Source organism: Pseudomonas sp. RA_5y_Pfl1_P24 (assembly GCF_963970945.1).
In the GTDB taxonomy this organism is placed as follows: domain Bacteria; phylum Pseudomonadota; class Gammaproteobacteria; order Pseudomonadales; family Pseudomonadaceae; genus Aquipseudomonas; species Aquipseudomonas tritici.
In genome coordinates this window covers 181699-204171 of sequence record NZ_CAXAOJ010000007.1, presented here as the reverse complement: position 1 = coordinate 204171, position 22473 = coordinate 181699, and the positions used below count along the sequence as shown (strand labels likewise).

21 protein-coding genes are annotated in these 22473 nt (G+C 60.7%); 6 read left to right on the top strand and 15 right to left on the bottom strand.

Annotated elements, in window-relative coordinates:
* Nucleotides 1-251: 251 nt before the first annotated feature.
* The 9 genes from hflC to AACY30_RS13855 all read right to left on the bottom strand — a co-directional run bounded on the left by hflC (nt 252) and on the right by AACY30_RS13855 (nt 9701).
* Nucleotides 252-1118: a protease modulator HflC gene (hflC, locus tag AACY30_RS13895; protein WP_017849753.1), complete on the bottom strand. Its 867-nt coding sequence runs from the start codon at nt 1116-1118 to the stop codon at nt 252-254.
* Complete coding sequence (gene hflK, locus AACY30_RS13890) at nt 1118-2293, bottom strand: FtsH protease activity modulator HflK (RefSeq protein ID WP_339415654.1); 1176 nt, start codon at nt 2291-2293, stop codon at nt 1118-1120. Before hflK ends, hflC begins: the two co-directional genes overlap by 1 nt.
* 96 nt (nt 2294-2389) lie before the next feature.
* The gene (gene hflX, locus AACY30_RS13885) at nt 2390-3691 is read right to left on the bottom strand and encodes a ribosome rescue GTPase HflX (protein WP_339471474.1); all 1302 of its coding nucleotides are present in this window, start codon (nt 3689-3691) and stop codon (nt 2390-2392) included.
* A gap of 12 nt (nt 3692-3703) precedes the next feature.
* Complete coding sequence (gene hfq / locus AACY30_RS13880; protein WP_049710299.1) at nt 3704-3964, bottom strand: RNA chaperone Hfq; 261 nt, start codon at nt 3962-3964, stop codon at nt 3704-3706.
* Between the two features lie 94 nt (nt 3965-4058).
* Entirely contained in the window at nt 4059-5030 is a 972-nt protein-coding gene (miaA, locus tag AACY30_RS13875) for a tRNA (adenosine(37)-N6)-dimethylallyltransferase MiaA (RefSeq protein ID WP_339540495.1), read from the bottom strand.
* Nucleotides 5030-6946, bottom strand: coding sequence for a DNA mismatch repair endonuclease MutL (mutL, locus tag AACY30_RS13870; RefSeq protein WP_370468023.1), 1917 nt, complete (start codon nt 6944-6946; stop codon nt 5030-5032). The genes miaA and mutL overlap by 1 nt, the downstream gene beginning before the upstream one ends.
* On the bottom strand, nt 6946-8367 hold the full coding sequence (locus AACY30_RS13865; RefSeq protein ID WP_339471472.1) for an N-acetylmuramoyl-L-alanine amidase: 1422 nt from the start codon (nt 8365-8367) through the stop codon (nt 6946-6948). The genes mutL and AACY30_RS13865 overlap by 1 nt, the downstream gene beginning before the upstream one ends.
* Before the next feature lie 15 nt (nt 8368-8382).
* The gene (tsaE, locus tag AACY30_RS13860; protein ID WP_049710303.1) at nt 8383-8853 is read right to left on the bottom strand and encodes a tRNA (adenosine(37)-N6)-threonylcarbamoyltransferase complex ATPase subunit type 1 TsaE; all 471 of its coding nucleotides are present in this window, start codon (nt 8851-8853) and stop codon (nt 8383-8385) included.
* Complete coding sequence (locus tag AACY30_RS13855) at nt 8841-9701, bottom strand: NAD(P)H-hydrate dehydratase (RefSeq protein WP_339435814.1); 861 nt, start codon at nt 9699-9701, stop codon at nt 8841-8843. The genes tsaE and AACY30_RS13855 overlap by 13 nt, the downstream gene beginning before the upstream one ends.
* Nucleotides 9702-9764: 63 nt before the next feature.
* Here AACY30_RS13855 and queG point away from each other — a divergent pair, with 63 nt between their 5' ends.
* A complete protein-coding gene (gene queG / locus AACY30_RS13850; RefSeq protein WP_049710305.1) occupies nt 9765-10829 on the top strand; it encodes a tRNA epoxyqueuosine(34) reductase QueG in 1065 nt (354 codons plus the stop codon).
* Here the strand turns inward: queG and AACY30_RS13845 are convergent.
* The gene (locus AACY30_RS13845) at nt 10826-11440 is read right to left on the bottom strand and encodes a trimeric intracellular cation channel family protein (protein WP_339540494.1); all 615 of its coding nucleotides are present in this window, start codon (nt 11438-11440) and stop codon (nt 10826-10828) included. The genes queG and AACY30_RS13845 overlap by 4 nt on opposite strands.
* Nucleotides 11441-11552: 112 nt before the next feature.
* On the bottom strand, nt 11553-12095 hold the full coding sequence (gene orn, locus AACY30_RS13840) for an oligoribonuclease (RefSeq protein ID WP_339471470.1): 543 nt from the start codon (nt 12093-12095) through the stop codon (nt 11553-11555).
* A 109-nt stretch (nt 12096-12204) separates the two neighbouring features.
* Between orn and rsgA the strand changes: the two genes are divergently transcribed.
* Nucleotides 12205-13236: a small ribosomal subunit biogenesis GTPase RsgA gene (gene rsgA / locus AACY30_RS13835; RefSeq protein ID WP_339415645.1), complete on the top strand. Its 1032-nt coding sequence runs from the start codon at nt 12205-12207 to the stop codon at nt 13234-13236.
* Between the two features lie 63 nt (nt 13237-13299).
* Here the strand turns inward: rsgA and motB are convergent, their stop codons facing one another.
* A complete protein-coding gene (gene motB / locus AACY30_RS13830) occupies nt 13300-14319 on the bottom strand; it encodes a flagellar motor protein MotB (RefSeq protein ID WP_339540493.1) in 1020 nt (339 codons plus the stop codon).
* Nucleotides 14320-14322: 3 nt separating this feature from the next.
* Entirely contained in the window at nt 14323-15174 is an 852-nt protein-coding gene (gene motA / locus AACY30_RS13825) for a flagellar motor stator protein MotA (RefSeq protein ID WP_339471468.1), read from the bottom strand.
* A 167-nt stretch (nt 15175-15341) separates the two neighbouring features.
* Here motA and AACY30_RS13820 point away from each other — a divergent pair, with 167 nt between their 5' ends.
* Genes AACY30_RS13820 through asd form a run of 3 tightly spaced genes read left to right on the top strand, consistent with a single transcriptional unit; the run spans nt 15342 to nt 18627 of the window.
* Nucleotides 15342-16877, top strand: a complete 1536-nt coding sequence (locus tag AACY30_RS13820; RefSeq protein ID WP_339471467.1) for an HDOD domain-containing protein — start codon at nt 15342-15344, stop codon at nt 16875-16877.
* A gap of 58 nt (nt 16878-16935) precedes the next feature.
* Entirely contained in the window at nt 16936-17751 is an 816-nt protein-coding gene (locus tag AACY30_RS13815; RefSeq protein WP_339471466.1) for a rhodanese-like domain-containing protein, read from the top strand.
* 15 nt (nt 17752-17766) lie between these two features.
* Entirely contained in the window at nt 17767-18627 is an 861-nt protein-coding gene (asd, locus tag AACY30_RS13810; RefSeq protein ID WP_339540492.1) for an archaetidylserine decarboxylase, read from the top strand.
* Between the two features lie 57 nt (nt 18628-18684).
* On the opposite strand, the gene serB is transcribed toward asd, so the two are convergent.
* Complete coding sequence (gene serB, locus AACY30_RS13805; protein ID WP_027604912.1) at nt 18685-19899, bottom strand: phosphoserine phosphatase SerB; 1215 nt, start codon at nt 19897-19899, stop codon at nt 18685-18687.
* A 133-nt stretch (nt 19900-20032) separates the two neighbouring features.
* On the opposite strand from serB, the gene AACY30_RS13800 reads away from it, so the two are divergent.
* Nucleotides 20033-21538 carry an AhpA/YtjB family protein gene (locus tag AACY30_RS13800; RefSeq protein ID WP_339469307.1) on the top strand — a complete coding sequence of 502 codons (1506 nt, stop codon included), beginning with the start codon at nt 20033-20035 and terminating at the stop codon, nt 21536-21538.
* A gap of 73 nt (nt 21539-21611) precedes the next feature.
* Here the strand turns inward: AACY30_RS13800 and AACY30_RS13795 are convergent, their stop codons facing one another.
* Nucleotides 21612-22322 carry a PqiC family protein gene (locus AACY30_RS13795; RefSeq protein WP_339435810.1) on the bottom strand — a complete coding sequence of 237 codons (711 nt, stop codon included), beginning with the start codon at nt 22320-22322 and terminating at the stop codon, nt 21612-21614.
* Nucleotides 22323-22473 lie beyond the last annotated feature (151 nt).

The window sequence follows — 22473 nt, the reverse complement described above, 5'->3', positions numbered from 1 at the left end:
CCTTGAGTAGAGCAGAAAATACCCGCCCCTTGCATAAACCACGCGCAAGAACGACGTGACGAACGACCTATCACCGGCCTCGTCGGGCACTTTCCTCGAAAAACCTGTAACGCCTGCCGAATCAAACATGCAGACGCAAAAAAGCCGGGAATTTCCCGGCTGCCGCATCATACACCCGTTTTCTGAAAGGATCACCCCGCCAGGCGTTTTAGCCGCCCGACGGGAGTGACACCTACAGAATCACAGGCTGGTTACTTGGACTTTTCCAGGTAGCGGAAGAAGTCGCTGCTTGGGTCCAGCACCATGACGTCGGTTTTGTTCGCGAAGCTTTCACGGTAGGCACGCAGGCTACGGTAGAACGCGTAGAACTCCTGGTCCTGGCCGTAGGCCTTGGCGTAGATCGAAGCAGCTTGGGCATCACCATCACCACGGGCCTCTTCAGACTCGCGATAGGCTTCGGCCAACAGTACACGGCGCTGACGATCGGCATCCGCACGGATACCTTCCGCCAACTCGTTACCCTTGGCGCGGTGCTCACGGGCTTCACGCTCACGCTCGGTGCTCATACGCTCGAACACGCTGCGATTCACTTCCTTCGGCAGGTCGATAGCCTTGACCCGAACATCAACCACTTCGATGCCCAGCTCTTTTTCCGCCATCGTGTTCAGCGAACGCGTGATGTCAGCCATCAGCGCATCACGCTCACCGGATACCACCTCGTGCAGGGTGCGCTTACCAAACTGGTCACGCAGGCCCGACTCCAGACGGCGCGACAAACGCTCGTCAGCAATCTGCTTGAGGCCGGAGGTCGCAGTGTAGAAGCGCTCGGCATCCTTGACGCGCCACTTGGCGTAGGCGTCAACCATCACGGCTTTCTTTTCCAGGGTCAGGAAGCGCTGTGTCGGAGCATCCAGGGTCATCAGGCGGGCGTCAAACTTACGCACCTGGTTGACGTAGGGAACTTTCACATGCAAGCCCGGCTGGACATCCGCCTGGACCACGCGACCGAATTGCAGCAGCACCGCACGCTCGGTCTGAGCCACGATGTAGAAGCAGTTCCAGGCAGCGATGACCACGACGACGCCCACAATCAGGGCGGTCAGCGATTTATTGCTCATCAACGACTCTCCCTGGTACGTGTTTGCTGTTGAGACAAGTCAGCGGCCGCACGGGCGCTCGCTTCGTTGGCAGCGGCATTGGAACCGGTGGACGGTGCGCCGGTGCTGCTACGACCACCTTCGATCATCTTGTCCAGCGGCAGGTAGAGCAGGTTGTTCTGCCCGCCTTTGCTGCCAGTCACGAGAACCTTGCTGGTGTTGCTGAAGACTTCCTGCATGGTGTCCAGGTACAGACGCTCACGCGTAACTTCCGGCGCCTTGCGGTACTCGGCGACCAGTTTGGTAAAGCGATCCGCCTCACCCTTGGCACGGGAGACCACTTCGTCGCGGTAACCATTGGCATCCTCAAGGATACGCTGGGCCTGACCACGGGCTTCCGGCACGACGCCGTTGGCGTAGGTTTCAGCCTGGTTGCGCGAACGCTGCTCGTCTTCACGGGCACGGATCACATCATCAAAGGCTTCCTGCACTTCGCGCGGCGCGGCTGCGTTCTGTACGTTGACCTGGGTGACGGTAATACCGGTGCGATAGGTATCGAGGAACCGTTGCAGGCGCTCCTTGATTTCGCTGGCCATCAACTCACGACCTTCGGTAAGCACCTGGTCCATGGCGGTAGAACCCACCACGTGGCGCAGGGCGCTTTCAGTTGCGTGTTGCAGGCTGATTTCCGGCTGGTCAACGTTCAGCACGTAGTCCTGCAGGTTGCTGATCTTGTACTGCACGGTCAGCGGCACTTCGACGATGTTCTCGTCTTCGGTCAGCATCTGGCCCTGCTTGGTGTAGGCACGCTCACGCGTGACATTCTCCATGTACTTCTTATCGATCGGCGGGAAGTAGATGTTCAGGCCCGGACCGACGGTTTCGTAGTACTTGCCGAAGCGCAGCACCACGGCTTGCTCCTGCTCGTCCACCACGTAAACGGCGCTGTACAGCCATACGGCCGCCAGCACGACAAGACCCAGGCCAAGCAGGCCATAGCCACCGCCCTTGCTTGTGCGACCGCCGTCGTCACCACCACGTTTTTTCCCACCACCGAACAACCCATTCAGGCTTTCCTGCAGCTTTCGGAAGGCCTCGTCGAGATCTGGTGGCCCTTTGCGGTCGCCATTATTGCGGCGTTTACCACCCCAAGGATCCTGATTATTCGAGTTGCCACCCGGCTCATTCCAAGCCATAGCGCTCTCCATCTGATAAAGCAAAGACGCACCCACGGCGCGCCGACCAATGCTACAGAATGCCTGCCACCGCGGCACAACCGCTTTGGGAGGCTTTTATTGCAAAGTGTGTTGTTCGATGAACTCTGCCGGTATAGCGCCTTCACGGCTGACCAGCCGATTCAGCTCCGAGCGCGGCAATCGAACGGCCAGCAAGCTGACCCCCTCTTCGTCGTGTTCTTCTTTCTGTACCGCGCCCAATTCGAAAAACTGTGCACGCAGTCGAGCAAAACGCTGCGGCAAGCGCAAGGTGCCAACGAACAAATCGCCGCCGAGCAATTCGGCAATGGCTTGTTCAAGCAACTCAAGACCACTGCCATCACGCGCCGATAGCCAGACCCTCTGGGGCTTGCCGTTCTCGTCGCGCTGGATTTGTGGCTCAACCCCTTCAAGCAAATCGAGTTTGTTATAGACCTCGAGGATCGGCAAGTCCTGGGCACCAATCTCGCCCAGCACCAGCATCACCTGTTCAATCTGCAACATGCGATCCGGTTCAGCCGCATCAATCACATGCAACAGCAGGTCGGAATTGCTCGACTCTTCGAGCGTAGACCGAAATGCCTCGACCAGCTTGTGCGGCAGGTGACGAATGAAACCCACGGTATCGGCCAGGACAATCGGCCCCAGGTCGTCCAGATCCAGACGGCGCAAGGTCGGGTCGAGGGTCGCGAACAGTTGGTCGGCCGCGTACACGTCCGATTTCGTCACGTTATTGAAGAGTGTGGATTTGCCGGCGTTGGTATAGCCCACCAGGGACACGGTAGGGATATCCGCACGGGAACGGCCACGTCGCGATTGCTCGCGCTGGCTGCGCACCTTCTCGAGGCGACCCTTGATCTGGCGCAGGCGAACCCGCAGCAGACGTCGGTCGGTTTCGAGCTGGGTCTCACCCGGGCCACGCATGCCGATACCGCCACCTTGACGCTCAAGGTGAGTCCAGCCGCGAACCAGCCGGGTACTCATGTGGTCAAGCTGGGCCAGTTCAACCTGGAGCTTGCCTTCATGGGTACGGGCGCGCTGAGCGAAAATATCCAGAATCAGACCGGTACGGTCGATCACGCGACACTCGAAAACACGTTCGAGGTTACGTTCCTGACTGGGCGTGAGGACGTGATTGAAGATCACCAGATCAGCTTCTTCAGCGTGGACCAAGTCGCGAAGCTCCTCGACCTTGCCGCTGCCGATCAGGTATTTGGCGGTTGGCCGATGACGCGGCACGTTAAAAAACGCAACGGTCTCGGCGCCGGCCGAATTTGCCAACTCCTGAAACTCCTGCGGATCTTCGCGCGCCTCAGGGTCCTGTCCATCCAAGTGAACGAGGATTACTCGCTCACCACCACCGTGGCGCTCAAAGAACAAAGGAGACTCCTATCAGGCGTTACCTGGCTCAGCGTCAACTGCATCTTCACCTGCTGCGCTAGGCAGACGGATTGGACGAACAGGGACGACTGTCGAGATAGCGTGCTTGTAGACCATCTGGCTGACGGTGTTTTTCAGCAGGATCACGAACTGGTCAAACGACTCGATCGTGCCTTGAAGCTTGATACCGTTGACCAGATAGATGGAAACACCCACTTTCTCTTTACGTAAAGTATTCAAGTAAGGGTCTTGTAGCGAATGCCCTTTTGACATGTGCCGCACTCCTTTAAGGATCAATAATAAAAAATCGGAAAATAGATAACTTATGGCCGTCACACCCCCAAGGATAGACGGCTATTGCAAGGACTCAGCTCAATATGGAGACCGTTCCCAAGTATTTCAAGGCGCGTGACAGATTGTCGCTGTCCAGGCTGTCCAGCCAGTGCAAGTCGCTCCAGCTGCGCAACCAGGTGAACTGGCGTTTCGCCAATTGGCGCGTGGCAATGATGCCGCGCTCCTGCATTTCGGCTGACGTCAGCTTGCCATCCAGATGATCCCAGACTTGGCGATAGCCCACAGCACGTATCGAAGGCAACCCTGGATGCAGGTCACCTCTGGAACGCAGTGCTACGACCTCGTCGACAAACCCCTGTTCCAACATAATTGTGAATCTTTGTGCAATTCGATCATGCAGCACCTGGCGATTTGCCGGAGCGATGGCCAGATTCGCCACAGTATAGGGTAATTGTGGCTGTCCAGATGCGCCTGCGTCAGCACTTTGCGCACTTTGTTTCAGCCGATGTTCAGTCATGGTCTGGCCGCTGACACGCCAGACTTCCAAGGCACGCGTGAGGCGCTGGGGGTCATTGGGGTGGATGCGTGCAGCAGATACCGGGTCCACGACCGCCAACTGGTCGTGCAGGGCTTGCCAGCCAAGGCGTACAGCCTCTTCCTCAAGCTCGGCGCGCACCAAGACGTCGGCGGGCGGCATGTCCGCCAGGCCTTCCTGCAAAGCCTTGTAATAGAGCATCGTGCCACCTACCAGCAGCGGAATATTGCCGCGTGCGGTGATTTCGGCCATGGCCGCCAGGGCGTCGGTACGGAAATCCGCCGCCGAGTAGCTCTCGGAGGGATCAATGATATCGATCAAACCATGCGGATACTCAGCCAATAGCGCTTTGGAAGGCTTCGCGGTGCCAATATCCATGTCCCGGTAAACCAGGGCAGAGTCGACACTGATCAGCTCGCACGGCAGCACCTTGGTCAGCTCGATGGCCAGGTCGGTCTTGCCGGCGGCCGTTGGGCCCATCAGGAAGATCGCGGGGGGCAAGGCACTCATCAACGGCCGCGCAAGAACAGTTTGTCCAGATCGTCCAGTCCCATCTGGGTCCAGGTCGGTCGGCCATGGTTGCATTGACCGCTGCGCTCGGTGTTCTCCATATCGCGCAGCAGGCCGTTCATTTCCGGCAGGGCCAGGCGGCGGTTGGCGCGGATGGCGCCGTGGCAGGCCATGGTGCCGAGCAGTTCGTTGATGTGCGCCTGGATGCGGTCGCTGGTGCCGTATTCCATCAGGTCTGCCAGTACGTCGGCGACCAAACGGTTAGCCTCGGCCTGCTTGAGTAACGCGGGAATCTGGCGGATGGCCAGGGTTTCCGGCCCCAGTCGTTGCAATTCAAAGCCAAGCTTCTGGAACACAGCATGGTGCTCTTCGGCACAATCTGCCTCACGCTGGCTGACCGCAAGGGATTCCGGCACCAGCAACGGCTGGCCGCTGAGGCCTTCGCTGGCCATGGCAATCTTCAGGCGCTCGTACATGATCCGCTCGTGGGCGGCATGCATGTCCACCAGCACCAGGCCGTGGGCGTTTTCCGAAAGAATGTAGATGCCCTTGAGCTGCGCCAATGCATAACCCAGCGGCGGAATATCACCGCCACCCTCCGGCAAGGCCACAGCAGCGCCAGGCTCGGCCCCGGGCAGCGGCGCGAAAAACTCGCGATATGCCGCCTGGGCCTCGGCCACTGGCACTGCCGACTGCGGGCGTGGCGTGTATTGGTACTGGTAACCCGCACCCGAGCCAGAACCCGGCGTGGTGTACGACGGCTGCGGCTGTGGCGATTGCAGCAGGTTTGCCGCCAGGCTCATTTCGCCCTGAGGGCCGAACTCACCCGCTTCCGGGCCGCTCGGGCGGACCATCGCCGTCACAATCGGTGCCGACAGTTGATCATCCGGACGCACGTCACCCAAGGTGCGGTGCAAGGTGCCGTAGAGGAAGTCATGCACCATGCGCCCATCACGGAAGCGCACTTCGTGTTTGGTCGGGTGCACATTGACGTCCACCACCGATGGGTCGACTTCGAAGAACAGCACGAACGTCGGGTGCCGCCCATTGAACAACACGTCGCGGTAAGCCTGACGCACCGCGTGGGCCACCAGCTTGTCGCGCACAGCGCGGCCGTTCACAAAGAAGTACTGCAAGTCCGCCTGACTGCGGGAGAAGGTCGGCAAACCGACCCAGCCCCAAAGCCGCAGGCCATTACGCTCGATTTCAATCGGCAGCGCCTGCTCCAGGAAACCCGCGCCACAAATCGCCGACACCCGGCGCGCGCGCGCGGCGTCATCATGGGCTTCATGCAGGCTGAGGATGGTCTTACCGTTGTGGCGCAGGTGGAAAGCCACGTCGAAACGGGCCAGGGCCAGACGCTTGATGACTTCTTGCAGGTGATCGAATTCGGTTTTTTCGGCCTTGAGGAATTTGCGCCGCGCCGGGGTATTGAAGAACAGGTCGCGCACCTCTACCGATGTACCGACCGGATGGGCTGCCGGCTGAACCCGAGGCGCCATGTCGCGGCCTTCGGTTTCCACCTGCCAGGCTTGGTCGGCGTCACGGGTGCGCGAAGTCAGGGTCAGGCGCGCTACGGAGCTGATCGAGGCCAGGGCCTCACCGCGAAAGCCTAGGCTCATCACGCGCTCAAGGTCTTCCAGGTCGCGAATCTTGCTGGTGGCATGACGGGCCAGGGCCAGCGGCAGGTCATCGGAGGAGATGCCGCTGCCATCGTCACGTACGCGCAGCAGCTTGACGCCGCCCTGCTCCACATCGACATCAATGCGCTTGGCACCTGAGTCGATACTGTTTTCCAGCAGCTCCTTGATCACCGACGCCGGGCGCTCAACAACCTCGCCCGCAGCGATCTGGTTAGCAAGGCGCGGGCTCAGCAGCTCAATGCGCGAGCCGCTGTTCAGGGTGGACTCACTCATTACTGCGCCGCCAATTCAGTGCCAGGGATGGTCAACACCTGGCCGACTTTCAACTCATCCGTCTTCAGTTTGTTAGCACTGCGCAAGGTAGCGGCCGACACTTGAAAACGCACCGCCAGCATGGCCAGAGTATCGCCCGGCTGCACGCGATGGTCACGCGGGCCTTGGGCGATTTTCCCCGAGTCACGCAGCCAGGCGATGTAAGTGCCCGGCGGTGGGTTCTGCTGGAAGAACTGGCGAATACCGGCGCTGATGGAGCGCGACAGGGCCTGCTGGTGGCTGGCGCTGGCCAGCTTCGAGGCTTCCTTGGCATTGGAGATGAACCCGGTTTCTACCAGGATCGACGGGATGTCCGGCGACTTCAACACCATAAATCCTGCTTGCTCCACACGATGCTTGTGCAGCGAAGTGACTCGACCGATATTGCTCAAGACCTTCTGGCCGACGTTCAAGCTGGAGGTCAGCGAAGCCGTCATCGACAGGTCGAGCAGCACCCCCGCGAGCATTTTGTCCTTGTCATCGAGGGACACGTTGCCGGCGCCGCCGATCAAGTCGGAACGGTTTTCACTGTCGGCCAACCAACGCGCGGTCTCGGACGTAGCGCCGCGATCCGACAGGGCAAACACCGAAGCACCGAATGCAGCGCTCGAGGGCGCGGCGTCGGCGTGAATCGACACAAACAGGTCGGCGCCTTTCTTACGGGCGATTTCAGTTCGGCCGCGTAACGGAATGAAGTAGTCGCCGGTACGGGTCAGCTCGGCGCGGTAGCCTTTCATGCCATTGACCTGGCGCTGCAGCTCACGGGCGATGGCCAATACCACGTCTTTCTCGTGCTGGCCGCGCGAACCGGAAGCACCTGGGTCTTCACCGCCGTGGCCGGCGTCGATCACTACAATAATGTCGCGCTTGCCTGCCGGGGCCGGTGGCGGCGGTGGCAGTTTGACCTGGGGTTGCGACGGACTCACCGGGACTGCCGGCACCGTTGCCACGCTTGGCGTTGGGGCCGGCGGCGGCGCGGCATCGGCGGCGTTATCGAACAGGTCGACCACCAGCCGGTTGCCATATTGGGCGTTTGGCGTCAGCGAGAAGCTTTTCGGCGTTACAACCTTTTTCAGGTCGATCACCACGCGCAGGTCAGTGGGCGTGCGCTGGGCCGAGCGTATAGAGGTAATCGGGGTGTTGGCAGTGGATACCTTCAACGGCGCGGCCAGGGTCGCGCCGTTGATGTCGATCACCAGGCGATCAGGAGACGTGAGAGTAAAGACGCTGTGCTGGACCGGGCCAGACAGGTCGAACACCAGTCGCGTGTTATCCGGCGCTCGCCACAGGCGAACACTTTTCACCTGTGAAGCAGCCAGAGCATTGACAGTCATTGCCGCAAGCAACACCCCCACGACAGCAACCAACGCGCGAAAGCGCATACCTAACCCCACCAATTATTTGAATTCCAATGCCAAAGCGGCGCACCACGACTGGCCGCGCGCGCTCTGGGGCAACAACTTCAACTGACGTCCGTGCTCATGCGGCGTAATGGTAATGGTCAGGTCCGGCTTTGGCAAAAAGCCTGTGCCTTTATCTGGCCACTCAATGAGGCACAACGCATCTTCATCGAAGTAATCACGGATGCCCATGTACTCCAGCTCTTCGGGGTCTACCAGGCGATAGAGGTCGAAGTGGAAGGCGCGTACTGCACCGATCTCATAGGGCTCGACCAGGGTGAACGTCGGACTCTTCACCGCCCCCGCATGACCCAAACCGCGAATAATCCCCCGCGACAACGTGGTCTTGCCCGCCCCCAAGTCACCTTCAAGGAAGATCAGCCCGGCACCGGCCGTGACCTGGGCGATGCGCTGACCGAAGGCAACCATGGCGTCTTCATCGGCCAGGAAAAGAATTACTTCAGGCACGGCGACTGTTCCTCCAACAATTGACGAATGGCGGGTATCAGATCGCTCGCAGCCAGCCCTCGTCCAAAAGTACCCTGACGGTCCCCCGCCGTGGCGTGCAACCAGACGGCCAGGCAGCTTGCTTCATAGGCATGAATGCCCTGGGCCAGCAGTGCGCCCACCAGGCCGGCCAACACATCGCCGAGCCCTGCCGTTGCCATCGCCGGGTGGCCTTGATCACATCGCGAAACACGTCCGTCTGGGCTGGCAATCAAACTGCCAGCACCCTTGAGGATAGTCACTGCGTTGAATGTCTGGCTCAACGCGCGCGCCACCTTAAGGCGATCGGCCTGGACCTCGGCTGTCGAAATGCCCAACAAGCGCGCGGCCTCCCCTGGATGCGGGGTGATCACGCAGTTGGCCGGCAGAGCCACCGTGCCGGTGGCGAGTTGATTCAAGGCGTCGGCGTCCCAGACCTGCGGCTGCTTAGCGTTTGCGGCAGCAGAAAGCAGGCTTTTGCCCCAGGAGGCGTCTCCGAGCCCTGGCCCGATCACGATGACCGAGATCTTTTCCAGCAAGCCCATTAATTGATTAGCCGAGCTGACCCCCACGGTCATGACTTCCGGCAAACGCGCCAACGCAGCAGGCACATGCTCCAGGCGCGTTGCCAGGGACACCATGCCGGCGCCACTGCGCAAGGCACTTTCGGCGCTCAACAGCGCAGCGCCGCCAAAGCCGCGGTCACCGCCAATGACCAGCAGGTGGCCGAACTGACCTTTATGGGCGTCCGGGGAGCGCGCAGCCAGTTGCGGCAAATGGCCGGGCAACAGGGTCTGTACGTCGGTTATTGCGTGTTTTGTCTGCGGCATGCGTCTTCAAGCTCCGATGTCTGGCAGAATTATACCTATCTAACCTGTGGTTTCCCGTGTCTCATGCCCGCCATTACCTCCGATCTGCCCGCCCTCGCCCAATCAATCAAAGACTGGGGCCGCGAGCTGGGCTTTCAACAAGTCGGCATCAGCGGCCTGGACCTGGCCGAGCATGAGCAGCACCTGCAACGCTGGCTCGACGCGGGCTACCACGGCGAGATGGAATACATGGGCGCCCACGGCAGCAAACGCTCCCACCCCGAGGAGTTGGTGCCGGGCACGTTGCGCGTCGTCTCGCTGCGCATGGATTACCTGCCAGGCGATACGCAGATGGCTCAACTGCTGGCCCAGCCAGAAAAAGCCTACATCTCGCGCTACGCCCTGGGCCGCGACTACCACAAACTGATTCGCAAGCGCGTGCAGCAATTGGCTGACCGCATCCAGGCGCAGATCGGCCCCTTCGGTTTCCGTGCCTTTGTCGACAGCGCGCCGGTGCTGGAAAAAGCCATCGCCGAGCAAGCTGGCCTGGGCTGGATCGGCAAAAACACCCTGGTGCTCAATCGCAAGGCCGGCAGCTACTTCTTCCTGAGTGAGCTGTTTGTCGACCTGCCGCTACCGGTTGACGCCCCTCACAGCACCGAACACTGCGGGCGCTGCACCGCGTGCCTGGACATCTGCCCCACCAACGCCTTTGTCGGCCCCTATGTGCTGGACGCGCGGCGTTGTATTTCCTACCTGACCATCGAGCTCAAAAGCGCCATTCCTGAAGACTTGCGCCCATTGATCGGCAACCGAGTGTTCGGCTGCGATGACTGTCAGATCGTTTGCCCATGGAATCGTTTCGCCCGCGCCACCGCAGAAAGCGATTTCAAGCCACGCCACAACCTGGATAACGCAGAACTGGCCGAGCTGTTTATGTGGGACGAGGATAAATTCCTCAGCAGCACCGAAGGCTCGCCGCTACGTCGCGCCGGTTATGAGCGCTGGCTGCGCAACCTCGCGGTGGGCCTGGGCAACGCGCCGTCGAGCATTCCGGTACTGGAAGCCCTTAAGGCGCGGCGGGACTACCCGTCGGAGCTGGTGCGCGAGCATGTGGAATGGGCGCTGAACCAGCACGCCACCCGCTAGTGCACGTCGTCGTTGTAGACGAACTTGGGCATTTCCCAGTGAAAACGGATCGCCAGCAGGCGCAATAGAAAGCCGCTGAACAGGGTCAGGAGTATTGCCTGTTCGCTGGGCAGATCCAGATAAAGGCACAGCAGGTAAAACCAGGCGGCGAGGAACGACACGCTGGCGTACAACTCGCGGCGGAAAATCAACGGAATGTCGTTGCAGAAGATGTCCCGCAGGATGCCACCGAACACGCCTGTAATCACGCCGCTGACCGACGCGACCAGCATGCCGTGGCCCATTTCCAGGGCGGTCATACAACCGATCAACGTGAACGCCACCAGGCCGACGGCGTCCAGCGCCAGGAACAACGAGCGTAGGTGGCGCATCAGCGGCGCAATAAAGATCGTCACTAACGCCGCGATGGAGGTCAGCACCAGGTATTCCGGGTGCTTGACCCAGGTCAGCGGATAATGGCCTAGCAACACGTCGCGCACCGAGCCACCGCCCAACGCCGTTACACAGGCGATCAGCACCACGCCAAACCAATCCATGCCACGCCGGCCGGCGGACAGGGCACCGGTCATGGCTTCGGCGGTGATGGCGATGAGGTAGAGCATCAGCAGCATGGTGGCGATCCTTGCGATTAGGCCGGCAGTCTAATCATTTGGTGGTGGCACCAAAAGGGGGCACTAGTCGAAAGACCGAGTCGACCCTATCGCAGGACCAGGCGCCACAGACTCAAGCCTTGATGAAATGCTGACGGTAATGCTGCAACTCGGCAATCGACTCGCGAATATCATCCAGCGCCAAGTGGGTGCTGCCTTTATGGAAGCTGTCTTTGACTTCCGGCGCCCAGCGCGCAGCCAGCTCTTTAAGCGTCGACACATCCAGGTTGCGGTAGTGGAAGTAACTCTCCAGCGCCTTCATGTGCGTGTAGAGGAAGCGACGATCCTGGCAGATGCTATTGCCGCAGATCGGCGACTTGCCCTTCGGCACCCATTTTTCCAGGAAGGCGATGGTTTCAGCTTCGGCTTCGGCCATGCTGATGCGGCTGTCGCGCACGCGCTGGGTCAGGCCAGAGTTGCCGTGAGTGCGGGTGTTCCACTCATCCATGGTGGCCAATACGGCATCGCTGTGGTGGATGGCGATCACCGGACCTTCGGCCAAGGTGTTGAGGTTGCTGTCGGTGACAATGGTCGCCATCTCGATGATGACGTCAGTGTCGGGGTTCAGACCGGTCATTTCCAGATCGATCCAAATCAGGTTCTGTGGGTTTTGCATGGCTTGATTCTCTTGGCACCTTGGCGTAGCTGCGCAGTTTAGCAGGCAGGGCCGTGCTAGACTCGCGACCGTTTCACCTAAACCTTTGCATTATCGACACGGAACACCAATGGCCAAACGCCAGCTCAATCGACGCCAAAACTGGCGCATCGAAAAGATTCAAGGTGAGCGCGCCGCACGCGCCGCCAAACGTGAATCCTCCGCCGTAGAAGCGCTCGAGGGCGGCGACCTGGGGCCCGAACAGACGGGCCTGGTGATCGCGCACTTTGGTGTGCAGGTCGAAGTCGAGGCGCTGGAAGGCGAACTCGCAGGCTCGGTCTCCCGCTGCCACCTGCGCGCCAACCTGCCTGCGCTGGTCACCGGCGACAAAGTGGTCTGGCGTGCCGGCAACCAGGGCATCGGCGTGATCGTCGCCCAGTTGCCGCGCAACACCGAACTGCGCCGCCCCGACAGCCGTGGTCAACTCAAGCCGGTAGCGGCCAACGTCGATATGATCGTGATCGTGTTCGCGCCGTTACCTGAGCCGCATGCCAACCTGATCGACCGCTATCTGGTAGCAGCCGAACATGCCGGCATTCGCCCGCTGTTGCTGCTGAACAAATTCGACCTGATCGACGAGCAGAATGCCCCGGCGCTAAATGCGCTGCTGGCGGTCTACCGCACGCTGGGTTACCCGGTGCTGGAAGTCTCGGCGCATCACGGTAACGGCATGGAACAACTGCAACAGCAGTTGGACGGGCACATCAGCGTGTTCGTTGGCCAGTCGGGCGTGGGTAAATCCTCGCTGGTCAACAGCCTGTTGCCGGAAGTCGACACCCGCGTGGGCCCGCTGTCGGAACTGTCCGGCCAGGGCACCCACACCACCACCACCGCGCGGTTGTTTCACTTCCCCGGCGGCGGTGAGCTGATCGACTCCCCAGGCATCCGTGAATTCGGCCTCGGCCACGTCAGCCGCAGCGACGTGGAAGCGGGCTTCATCGAATTCAATGACCTGATCGGCACCTGCCGCTTCCGCGACTGCAAACACGACCGCGAGCCAGGCTGTGCGCTGCTCAAGGCGCTGGAAGATGGCCGTGTGCAGCAGCAGCGGATGAACAGCTATCGGTCGATTATTGCGAGTCTGCCGCAGAGCACTCACTAAACTGCTCCCCGAAGGTAGATACAACAAGGCCGCGATCATCGCGGCCTTGTTGTATGTGGACATCTACGAACCCGTACCAGGCACCGTAGGATCCTTCACGCCACCATCATCAAACAAATTCAGCTTCTGACGCAGCTCATGCGCCGGCAACGGCTCCTGCCCTGGCGGTATGGCGTTCGGGTCGGCCGGTACTTCACCCGGCGCACCTGCGCCTGGGGTGGGTTGCGGCGCCGGCGGCTGATCACCTTCAATCGCACGCTGGGCCTTTTTGGTCAGCACCACGATATCGATACGGCGGTTGGACGGGTTTAACGGGTCTTGATGATCAAACAGCTGCGAGGAGGCAAAACCCACCACGCGTGCCACTTGCGGGTCCGGGTAGCTGCCGGCCACCAACACGCGGCGTGCAGCGTTGGCGCGATTGGCCGAGAGTTCCCAGTTGCCGAAGTCGCCCTGGACCGCATACGGCTGGGCGTCGGTGTGGCCGCTGATGCTGATCTTGTTCGGCACCGTTTTGATGGTGTCGGCCATGGCCAGCAGGATGTCTTCAAAGTACGGCTTCAGGCGCGCGCTGCCGGAGTCGAACATCGGCCGGTTGGCCGCGTCGATGATCTGGATGCGCAGGCCTTCAGGCGTGATTTCGAACGAAATCTGATCCTTGAATTTCAGCAGTTGCGGGTTTTCCTCAACCTTGGTCTGCAACTCTTGAAGCAACAGCCCAAGGCGTTCCTGCTCGACCTGCTCAGCCATGGATTCGACAGTGTCGCGCTCGATCGGGATTTTTTCCTGCGGCGCTTCGGTCTTGACCTCTGGGTTAATGGTGCGCTCAGGCGCCAACTGCGGGGAACCGCCCAGGTCGATCACGAAAGGCGTGCCGCTTTCCGAGAAACCAATCGGGTCTTTGAAGTAGCCGGCGATGGCGATTTTTTGTTCGGGGGTGGCGGTGGACATCAGCCACAGCACCAGAAAGAACGCCATCATCGCCGTCGCAAAGTCGGCGAAAGCGATTTTCCAGGCACCGCCATGGTGCCCCGCAGCGAAGCGCTTGACGCGCTTGATGATTATCGGCTGGCTGTTTTCCATGGCTTAGCGACCGCGAACCGCTTGTTCCAGCTCGGCGAAGCTTGGGCGATGTTTCGGGTACAGCACCTTGCGACCGAACTCCACCGCCAGCGAGGGCGGCACGCCGGAAGCGGAGGCTACCAGGCTGGCTTTGATCGATTCGTACAGGTTGATTTCTTCCTTGGCGTCATGGGCCAGCGAGGTGGCCAGCGGGCCGAAGAAGCCGTAGGCCGCGAGAATACCGAAGAAGGTACCTACCAGCGCCGCACCCACGTGCATACCGATGGCTGCCTGGTCGCCTTCGCCCAGGGAGGCCATGGTCACAACAATACCGAGTACCGCCGCAACAATACCAAAACCCGGCATGCCGTCGGCGATGCCTGTCACCGCGTGAGAGGGATGCTCCAGCTCTTCTTTAAGGCTGAACAATTCCATGTCGAACAGGCCTTCCAACTCATGGGGGGCCATGTTGCCGGAGGACATGATGCGCAGGTAGTCACAGATGTAGGCGGTCATGCGCTCATCTTTGAGCACGGCCGGGTACTTGGCGAAAATCGGACTGGCCGAGGCGTCTTCGATGTCGGCCTCGATGGCCATCATGCCTTCGCGGCGGCTTTTGTTGAGGATCTCGTAGACCAGCCCCAATACCTCCAGGTAGAAGGTGTGGGTGAAGCGCGAACCGAACATGCTCAGGGATTTCTTGACCACGTGCATGGTCATGTAGCCAGGGTTCGCCTGCAAGAATGCGCCGAACGCCGCACCACCGATGATCAGCACTTCGAAGGGCTGGATCAGCGCAGCAATTTTACCGTGGGACAGGACGTAGCCACCTAGCACACTTGCGATGACGACGATGATGCCGATAATTTTAGCCATAGGAGATGAGTACTTGCGCCGTCGGGTTCATGGACATATTGGGGGGGAACTGAAAACTCTTGTTCCTCTTATCGGCAAAACTGCGCCAGACTATAGCCCGTTAAGGCGAAAAGCCAGTTCGGCCCGCTCCGGGCGTGTTGACCGCAAGTGATGATCGCGCCCCAATCATGGCTAATGAAACGACAGTCCCAACTGCAAAACCTACTTCTCTCGCCGCTTGGATCAAGCGCCTGGACGATGTGCTGCTGCCTGTTCCCCAGGCCAGCCACGACCGCGTGTGCAAAGGCATCCGCGACAGCCGCAGCTCATTACGAGATATTGCCGAGCTGATGCAAGACAGCCCGGCCCTCGTGCTCAGCGTGATGCGCGAAGCCAACAGCCACACCCATGGCAGCCTGGCGGAACCGGCGGAAAACCTCGAAGTGGCACTCAACCGCCTGGGCCTCAAGCGCGCCGAGGAACTGTTGGCGCGCCTGCCTTCGGTGCCCGCCAACGAGATTCCCGTGGCGCTGCGCCAACTGTTGTTGATAAGCCAGCACGCTTCGCAGCAAGCCAACGGCTTGTTTGGCAGCCGCCTGGCACGACTGTGGCAGGACATTCACTGGGGCAGCCTGCTGTTTCTATCGCCGCTGTGGCCGATGGCGGTCGCCTACCCCAAGCTCCTGGAAGAATGGGAGCTGCGGGTTATCCACAAAGGCCAGCCAGCCCGTCAGGTCGAGCAGGAATTGTTCGGCGTGCGCCTGCTGGACCTGTGCGTCGGCCTGACCGAAGCCTGGCACCTGCCGATTTGGGTCTCCCAAGGCTACAAGCTGCTATTGAGCGAACAGCGCTTGCTGGTCAAGGCGTTGCATATCGCCCGCGAAGATGACCCGCTGCACCATCAGCAATTGCTCGACGCCGAACCCAACCTGCGCCGCTGGCTGAACCAGCCGGCCAATACCGTGTTGCTGGCCAACGGCTTGGCGATGTCGGCGCAAGAGTCCTGGACCTGCCCGCACACCGAGCGCTGGCAGCTCCTCACTGCGCTATACCTGCAGCAACCCCTGGGCGAGTTACAGCAACACGTCCATCAACAAGCCGTGACCAGCGCCCGCAGCACGCTGATGCCCGACCTGTGGCACCCGGCGCTGTCACTGATCTGGCCCTGGCATGTGCAGAAGATTCATCGCGGCCTGCTGCCGGCACCGCCGCCTACCGCCGAGTCGCTGGCCGTCTGGCGTAAACGTTGTACAGAACTGCTGGTAGAGCCGAGCCGTTTTGCCAACGCGATGCACCTGACCACCTGCGCCAAGGAGGCCCTGGTGGCCAGTGGCATGCAACGGGTCATGCTGCTGATGACTGATCGCGCCCAGAGTACTTTGCGCGTGCATCAGGTCGACGGCCTGCCAAAGGACGCCGCTAACCTGAGCCTGGACGTGGTCAACAGCACACTGCTGCAGCGCCTGCTGGAAAAGTCCGCGCAGGTGCGTCTCAACCCTGAAAACCACGCCCAGTTCTCAGCCTTGCTGCCACCGATCCTGCGCCGCCTGTTTACCGGTGAACACCTGCTACTGCGCTCCTTGAGCTGCAATGGCAAGGTGGTGATGCTGATGGTGGCCGACCAGGGCGGCGGACCGTTCTCGGAAACCACCGTGCAGGCCTTCGGCAAAACCGCCCAATGCATCGAGAAAGCCCTGCTCTGCTTTACCAACCGCAGCGCCTGATGCTTGCGCTACAATCGCCCTCTTTATATCGCCTACATTTGTGCCCAGGAGACCTCACATGCCTGACTTCTCTGGCTTGCCGCTGGTGATCGAACCCAGCGACCTGCTCGGTCAACTGGATGCCGAACACCTGATTCTGGTGGACCTCACCAGTGCCGCCCGCTACGCCGAAGGGCATATCCCCGGCGCGCATTTCGTTGACCCCAAGCGTACCCAATTGGGCCAGGCGCCGGCACCCGGCCTGCTGCCCAACAAGGCGGACCTGGAGAAGCTGTTCGGCGAACTGGGCCACACCCCGGACGCGACCTACGTGGTCTACGACGATGAAGGCGGCGGCTGGGCCGGGCGGTTCATCTGGATGCTCGACGTGATCGGCCATCAGAAATACCACTACCTGGATGGTGGCCTTCTGGCCTGGCTGGAAGAGGAACGCCCGGTCTCCACCGATGTACCCGCCCCGGTCGACGGCCCGGTCAGCCTGACGCTGCACGAAGGCCCCACCGCCACCCGTGAATACCTGCAAAGTCGCCTGGGTGCTGCCGACCTGGGCATATGGGACGCACGCGGCCCGCTGGAATATTCCGGTGAAAAAGTCCTCGCCGCCAAAGGCGGGCACATCCCCGGTGCCGTGAACTTTGAATGGACTGCTGGCATGGACCCGACACGCAATCTGCGTATCCGCCGCGACATGCCGCAGATCCTCGAAGGCCTCGGACTGACCAAAGATAAAGAAATCATCACCCACTGCCAGACTCACCACCGCTCTGGCTTCACCTACCTGGTGGCCAAGGCACTCGGTTATACGCGAGTCAAAGGTTATGCCGGTTCCTGGGGCGAATGGGGTAACCACCCCGACACCCCCGTCGAGATTTAAGGTTTAAGGACAGTTATGAAAAAGCAGTTGTTTATCCTCAGCCAGTACTTGCTGCCACACCACTTGCTATCGCGCCTGGCCGGCTGCATCGCCGAGTGCCGCGTGCGCTGGTTCAAGAATGCCTTCACCACCTGGTTCGCCAAGCGCTATCAAGTGGACATGTCCCAGGCGCTGGTTGAAGACGTGACCGCCTACGAGCACTTCAACGCCTTCTTCACCCGCGCACTGAAAGACGGCGCGCGCCCACTGGATCAAACCCCAGGCGCGGTGTTGAGCCCAGCCGATGGCGCGGTCAGCCAGCTCGGCCCGATCGAACATGGCCGCGTGTTCCAGGCCAAGGGCCACAGCTTCAGCGTGCTGGAGTTGCTGGGCGGCGATGCCGCTGTAGCGGCGCCGTTCATGGGCGGCGATTTCGCCACCATCTACCTGTCGCCAAAGGACTATCACCGGGTGCACATGCCACTGGCCGGTACCCTGCGCGAGATGGTCTACATCCCGGGCCGTATCTTCTCGGTGAACCAGACCACCGCCGAAAACGTACCAGAGCTGTTTGCACGTAACGAACGTGTTGCCTGCATTTTCGACACCGAACGCGGCCCGATGGCCGTGGTTCTGGTGGGCGCGATGATTGTGGCGTCCATTGAAACCGTGTGGGCCGGCTTAGTGACGCCGCCGAAGCGTGAGCTGAAAACCTTCCGTTATGACGAAGCTGCGCGCGCGCCGATCCACCTGGAAAAAGGTGCGGAGCTGGGCCGCTTCAAACTGGGGTCGACGGCGATTGTGCTGTTTGGGCCGGATCAGGTGAAGTGGGCGCAAGAGCTGGTGGCAGGTACGCCGGTGCAGATGGGCCAAGGCATCGCTGCACCTAAAGTCTGACAAAAAACCCAATGTGGGAGCAAACCCGCTCCCACATTTTCTACCGCATTTATTCAGTTACAGCTGACCGTCGCGATCGCGGAAGCCCAGCAGATACAACACCCCATCCAACCCCAGGGTCGAAATCGCCTGCTTCGCCGACTGCTTCACCAACGGCTTGGCGCGGAACGCCACACCTAACCCGGCAATCGCCAGCATCGGCAAGTCATTCGCCCCATCGCCCACCGCAATGGTCTGCTCCAGACGCAAACCTTCCTTGTGAGCCAGCTCCTTCAGCAGATCTGCCTTGCGCTGTGCGTCGACAATCGGCTCCACGGCCACGCCAGTCACCTTGCCATCCACCACTTCCAACTCGTTGGCGAACACGTAGTCGATGCCCAGCTTGGCCTGCAATTGCTTAGCGAAGTAAGTGAAGCCACCCGACAGGATGGCGGTCTTGTAGCCCAGGCGCTTGAGTTCGGCGAACAGGGTTTCTGCGCCTTCGGTCAGGCGCAGGGACGCACCGATGGAGTCCAGCACGCTGACGTCCAGACCTTTGAGCAGCGCCAAGCGCTCCTTGAAGCTGGCGCGGAAGTCGAGTTCACCGGCCATGGCGCGCTCGGTAATTTCCGACACCTGCTCGCCGACGCCAGCAGCCTTGGCCAACTCGTCGATAACTTCGGCTTCGATCAGCGTGGAATCCATGTCGAACACCGCCAGGCGACGGTTGCGGCGGAACAATGAGTCTTCCTGGAAAGCGATATCCACGTTCAGTTCCTGCGCCACGCTGAGAAACTCGGCGCGCAGAGCTTGCGGGTCGGCTGGCTCACCGCGTACGGAGAACTCGATGCAGCCCTTGCCCTTGTCAGCGGGCGTGTCCAGCGGCATGCGACCCGACAAACGGTCGATATGGTCGATATTCAAACCATACTGCGCAGTGATCGAGCTGACACGCTGCAATTGCTCAGCGGTGACCTTGCGGGTCAACAGGGTCACGATGTGGCGCTTTTTGCCCTGGCCGGCCACCCACTGCTGGTAATCGGCTTCGGACACTGGGGTGAAACGCACCTGTTGATCCAGCTTGTACGCCGTAAACAGGATGTCCTTGAGTACCGATGACGCCTGTTCAGTGCTCGGGATCTCAACCAGAATGCCGAACGACAAGGTGTCGTGGATGACCGCTTGGCCGATGTCGAGAATGTTCACACCACCCTGGGCCAGCACACCGGTAATGGCTGCGGTCAGACCTGGGCGGTCTTCCCCCGTGATGTTAATCAGGACAATTTCGCGCAAGGCGCACCCCCAGGCTGGAAAAAAACCGCATTCTACCCACTTTCAGTGACCATCGGGCACAGCCAGCGCTTTGCCGGTCCTAGGGCTGTCGCTATACTGCGCGTCAACTTCACGGACCAAGAGCCGAGCGCAAGTGAACCGGCCCACGCCAGTAAAACCCGATAACTTCTTCCTGCTGATCTTCCGGGCACTGCGCCACCGCCGTGTACCGATCGCATTACGCATCGCCAGCCATAACGTGATCCTGGTCGCCCTGGCCCTGGTGATCTACGCCTGCGTGATGGGTTTGCAGTTCAAACAGGCCATGCACGAGCAAGCCGACGCCCTGGGCGAGAGCCTGACCACCCAGACCGCGACCTCGGCGACTGAGCTGCTGGTGTCCAACGACATCCTCAGCCTCAACGTGCTGCTCAACAACCTGACCAAAAACCCGCTGGTGGCCCATGCGGCCATCTATAGCGTGGACAACCGGATCATGGCCGAAGCGGGGCAACGCCCGAAAAACGGCCTGCTGGGTGAAGCCGAAGGGCTCTACCAGAGCAATATCACGTTTCAGGATGTAAAGGCCGGCCAACTGCGCATCAGCCTGGACATGCAGCAATTCCAGCAGCCGATGACCATCAGCCTGCAAAGCATGGGCATCCTCAGCGCGATCCTGCTGGCATTGGCCCTGGCGTTGAGCCTGCGCCTGGGCCGGCACATCTCTACGCCGCTGATGCAACTGCGCATCTGGCTGCGGGACATCGATGAAAACACCCCGGCCACTGATCGCCAGGATGAAATCGGCGACCTGGCCCGCCAACTGCACGCCAGCTTCGCCCCGGAACCGATAGTGCGTGAGGTTGAACCTGAGCCTGAGTTCGACGATACGGACTACGACGACGAGCCCGAATTTGAAGTGCAAGACGCTCCGGTAGCGGGCTTGAAGCCTGCCACCCGCCGCGCGTTCAAAGCTGAAGAAGACGATCTGGACGACGAAGACCCGTTCGCCGACCTGCGCGACACCTCGGCAAGCGCCCCGGCCATGGCGCCAAAACCGGCCCCGATCAAGAGCAAGGAACCCCAGTACAGCGCCGTACTGGCTGTGCAACTGGGTGCGCAGGACCAACTGCGTCGCCTGCCCCGTGCGCGCCTGACCGAATTGCTGGAACGCTACCGTGACTGTCTCGACCAGGCCGCTTCGCTGTACCAGAGCGAACTGCACACCCTGAACGATGGCAGCACGCTGATGTTGTTCCACAGCGAAGACAGCGGCGAGGACTACCTGACCAACGCTATCTGCTGCGGTGAACTGCTGCGCGCCCTGGGCCACGCCCTGCAAATCGAAGTGGCTGACAGCGGCATTACCCTGCAATTGCAACTGGGCCTGACCGTAGGCGACGACCTGTTCGGCATGAGCCAGATCGACCTGTTGCTGACCGAGATCGCCCAGGACGCCTTGGCCTTATCGCAACATAGCCGCAATTTGCTGCTGGTGGAGCGCAAGATCAGCGAAGACACGCTGATCCGCCAACGCGCACGCATCCGCCCGATTGCCAGCCCAGAGGGCGCCAGCTGCGTGGAGCGGTTGATGGAGCCGTATCCGTCGATGCTGGAGCGGCAGTTGGCGCGGATGCACGAGACCCGCACCAAGAACTAACGCGCTCAGTCAAATCGTGTACAAACAAAAGGCCCGCTGAGTCAGCGGGCCTTTTGTTTGTGCGCGATTCAGATCAGAACCTGAACACTTCCATATCTGTACGAATCGGCACCGCCATCGGCATCTTCGGCTTCTGCGGCTCTGCCGGTTTGGCCTGTGCCGGGGCACTTTGCTTGCGGGGTGCCTCGGCGATCGGCGGCTGGTTGGCCAACGGCTTGAGCGCCACCGACAATTGCTGCGCCAGATGCTGCAGCAGCACACCCTGGGCCTGGACCTGGGACGCAGTGGTGCCGGCGTGTTCTTCCTGCAGATGCACGATGCGGTTATCGCGCACCTGGCCACGACGGTCGATCAAGCGCCATTGCGCATCGAGGATCGCCGGTTGCGATGTACCAGAGTCAAGCCGGGTAATAGTCAGCAACACCTGCACATCCGGGCTAAAACCGGTGGGCGCAGGCGCGAGTACAACACGCTGGCTATCCAAATGCCCCGCCACCTGGCGCAGCATCAATTGGCTGATGTCGGAGGACAAACTGCCCGCCCAGCGACCATCGGTGGAACCTCGCAGGCTGCCGTCGTTTTGACGTTGCAGCAGTGTTTCGCGTTGCAGGTAGTCGGCTACGACCACCGGCCCCAACAAAACGGCCAGGCCAGCGCTCTGTGCTGGCTGAGCCGGACTTCCGCTGTCCAGTTGGTACAGCGACACAGGCTGATGTGTGCTGCAACCCGCCAACCCCAAAAGGCCAGCGAGCACGAAAATAAAAGGAAGGCGTGGAGCAGTCATCATCCCATCCAGGTGGCTGCCACAAGGCGAACCACAATGTAATACTAAAAATAACCTAAACACGCTCGGCCACGCCGGCGCTGGAAAGGCCATATCATCCGTGAATATGCGCCATGACTCCAGCGCCAAAGCGTCGATCTACGCTTTAAAT

Coding starts and splice junctions, on each gene's coding strand:
- hflC (WP_017849753.1), bottom strand. CDS start 1,118: ATGAGCAATAAATCGCTGACCGCCCTGATTGTGGGCGTCGTCGTGGTC.
- hflK (WP_339415654.1), bottom strand. CDS start 2,293: ATGGCTTGGAATGAGCCGGGTGGCAACTCGAATAATCAGGATCCTTGG.
- hfq (WP_049710299.1), bottom strand. CDS start 3,964: ATGTCAAAAGGGCATTCGCTACAAGACCCTTACTTGAATACTTTACGT.
- miaA (WP_339540495.1), bottom strand. CDS start 5,030: ATGAGTGCCTTGCCCCCCGCGATCTTCCTGATGGGCCCAACGGCCGCC.
- mutL (WP_370468023.1), bottom strand. CDS start 6,946: ATGAGTGAGTCCACCCTGAACAGCGGCTCGCGCATTGAGCTGCTGAGC.
- AACY30_RS13865 (WP_339471472.1), bottom strand. CDS start 8,367: ATGCGCTTTCGCGCGTTGGTTGCTGTCGTGGGGGTGTTGCTTGCGGCA.
- AACY30_RS13855 (WP_339435814.1), bottom strand. CDS start 9,701: ATGCCGCAGACAAAACACGCAATAACCGACGTACAGACCCTGTTGCCC.
- queG (WP_049710305.1), top strand. CDS start 9,765: ATGCCCGCCATTACCTCCGATCTGCCCGCCCTCGCCCAATCAATCAAA.
- AACY30_RS13845 (WP_339540494.1), bottom strand. CDS start 11,440: ATGCTGCTGATGCTCTACCTCATCGCCATCACCGCCGAAGCCATGACC.
- orn (WP_339471470.1), bottom strand. CDS start 12,095: ATGCAAAACCCACAGAACCTGATTTGGATCGATCTGGAAATGACCGGT.
- rsgA (WP_339415645.1), top strand. CDS start 12,205: ATGGCCAAACGCCAGCTCAATCGACGCCAAAACTGGCGCATCGAAAAG.
- motB (WP_339540493.1), bottom strand. CDS start 14,319: ATGGAAAACAGCCAGCCGATAATCATCAAGCGCGTCAAGCGCTTCGCT.
- motA (WP_339471468.1), bottom strand. CDS start 15,174: ATGGCTAAAATTATCGGCATCATCGTCGTCATCGCAAGTGTGCTAGGT.
- AACY30_RS13820 (WP_339471467.1), top strand. CDS start 15,342: ATGGCTAATGAAACGACAGTCCCAACTGCAAAACCTACTTCTCTCGCC.
- AACY30_RS13815 (WP_339471466.1), top strand. CDS start 16,936: ATGCCTGACTTCTCTGGCTTGCCGCTGGTGATCGAACCCAGCGACCTG.
- asd (WP_339540492.1), top strand. CDS start 17,767: ATGAAAAAGCAGTTGTTTATCCTCAGCCAGTACTTGCTGCCACACCAC.
- AACY30_RS13795 (WP_339435810.1), bottom strand. CDS start 22,322: ATGACTGCTCCACGCCTTCCTTTTATTTTCGTGCTCGCTGGCCTTTTG.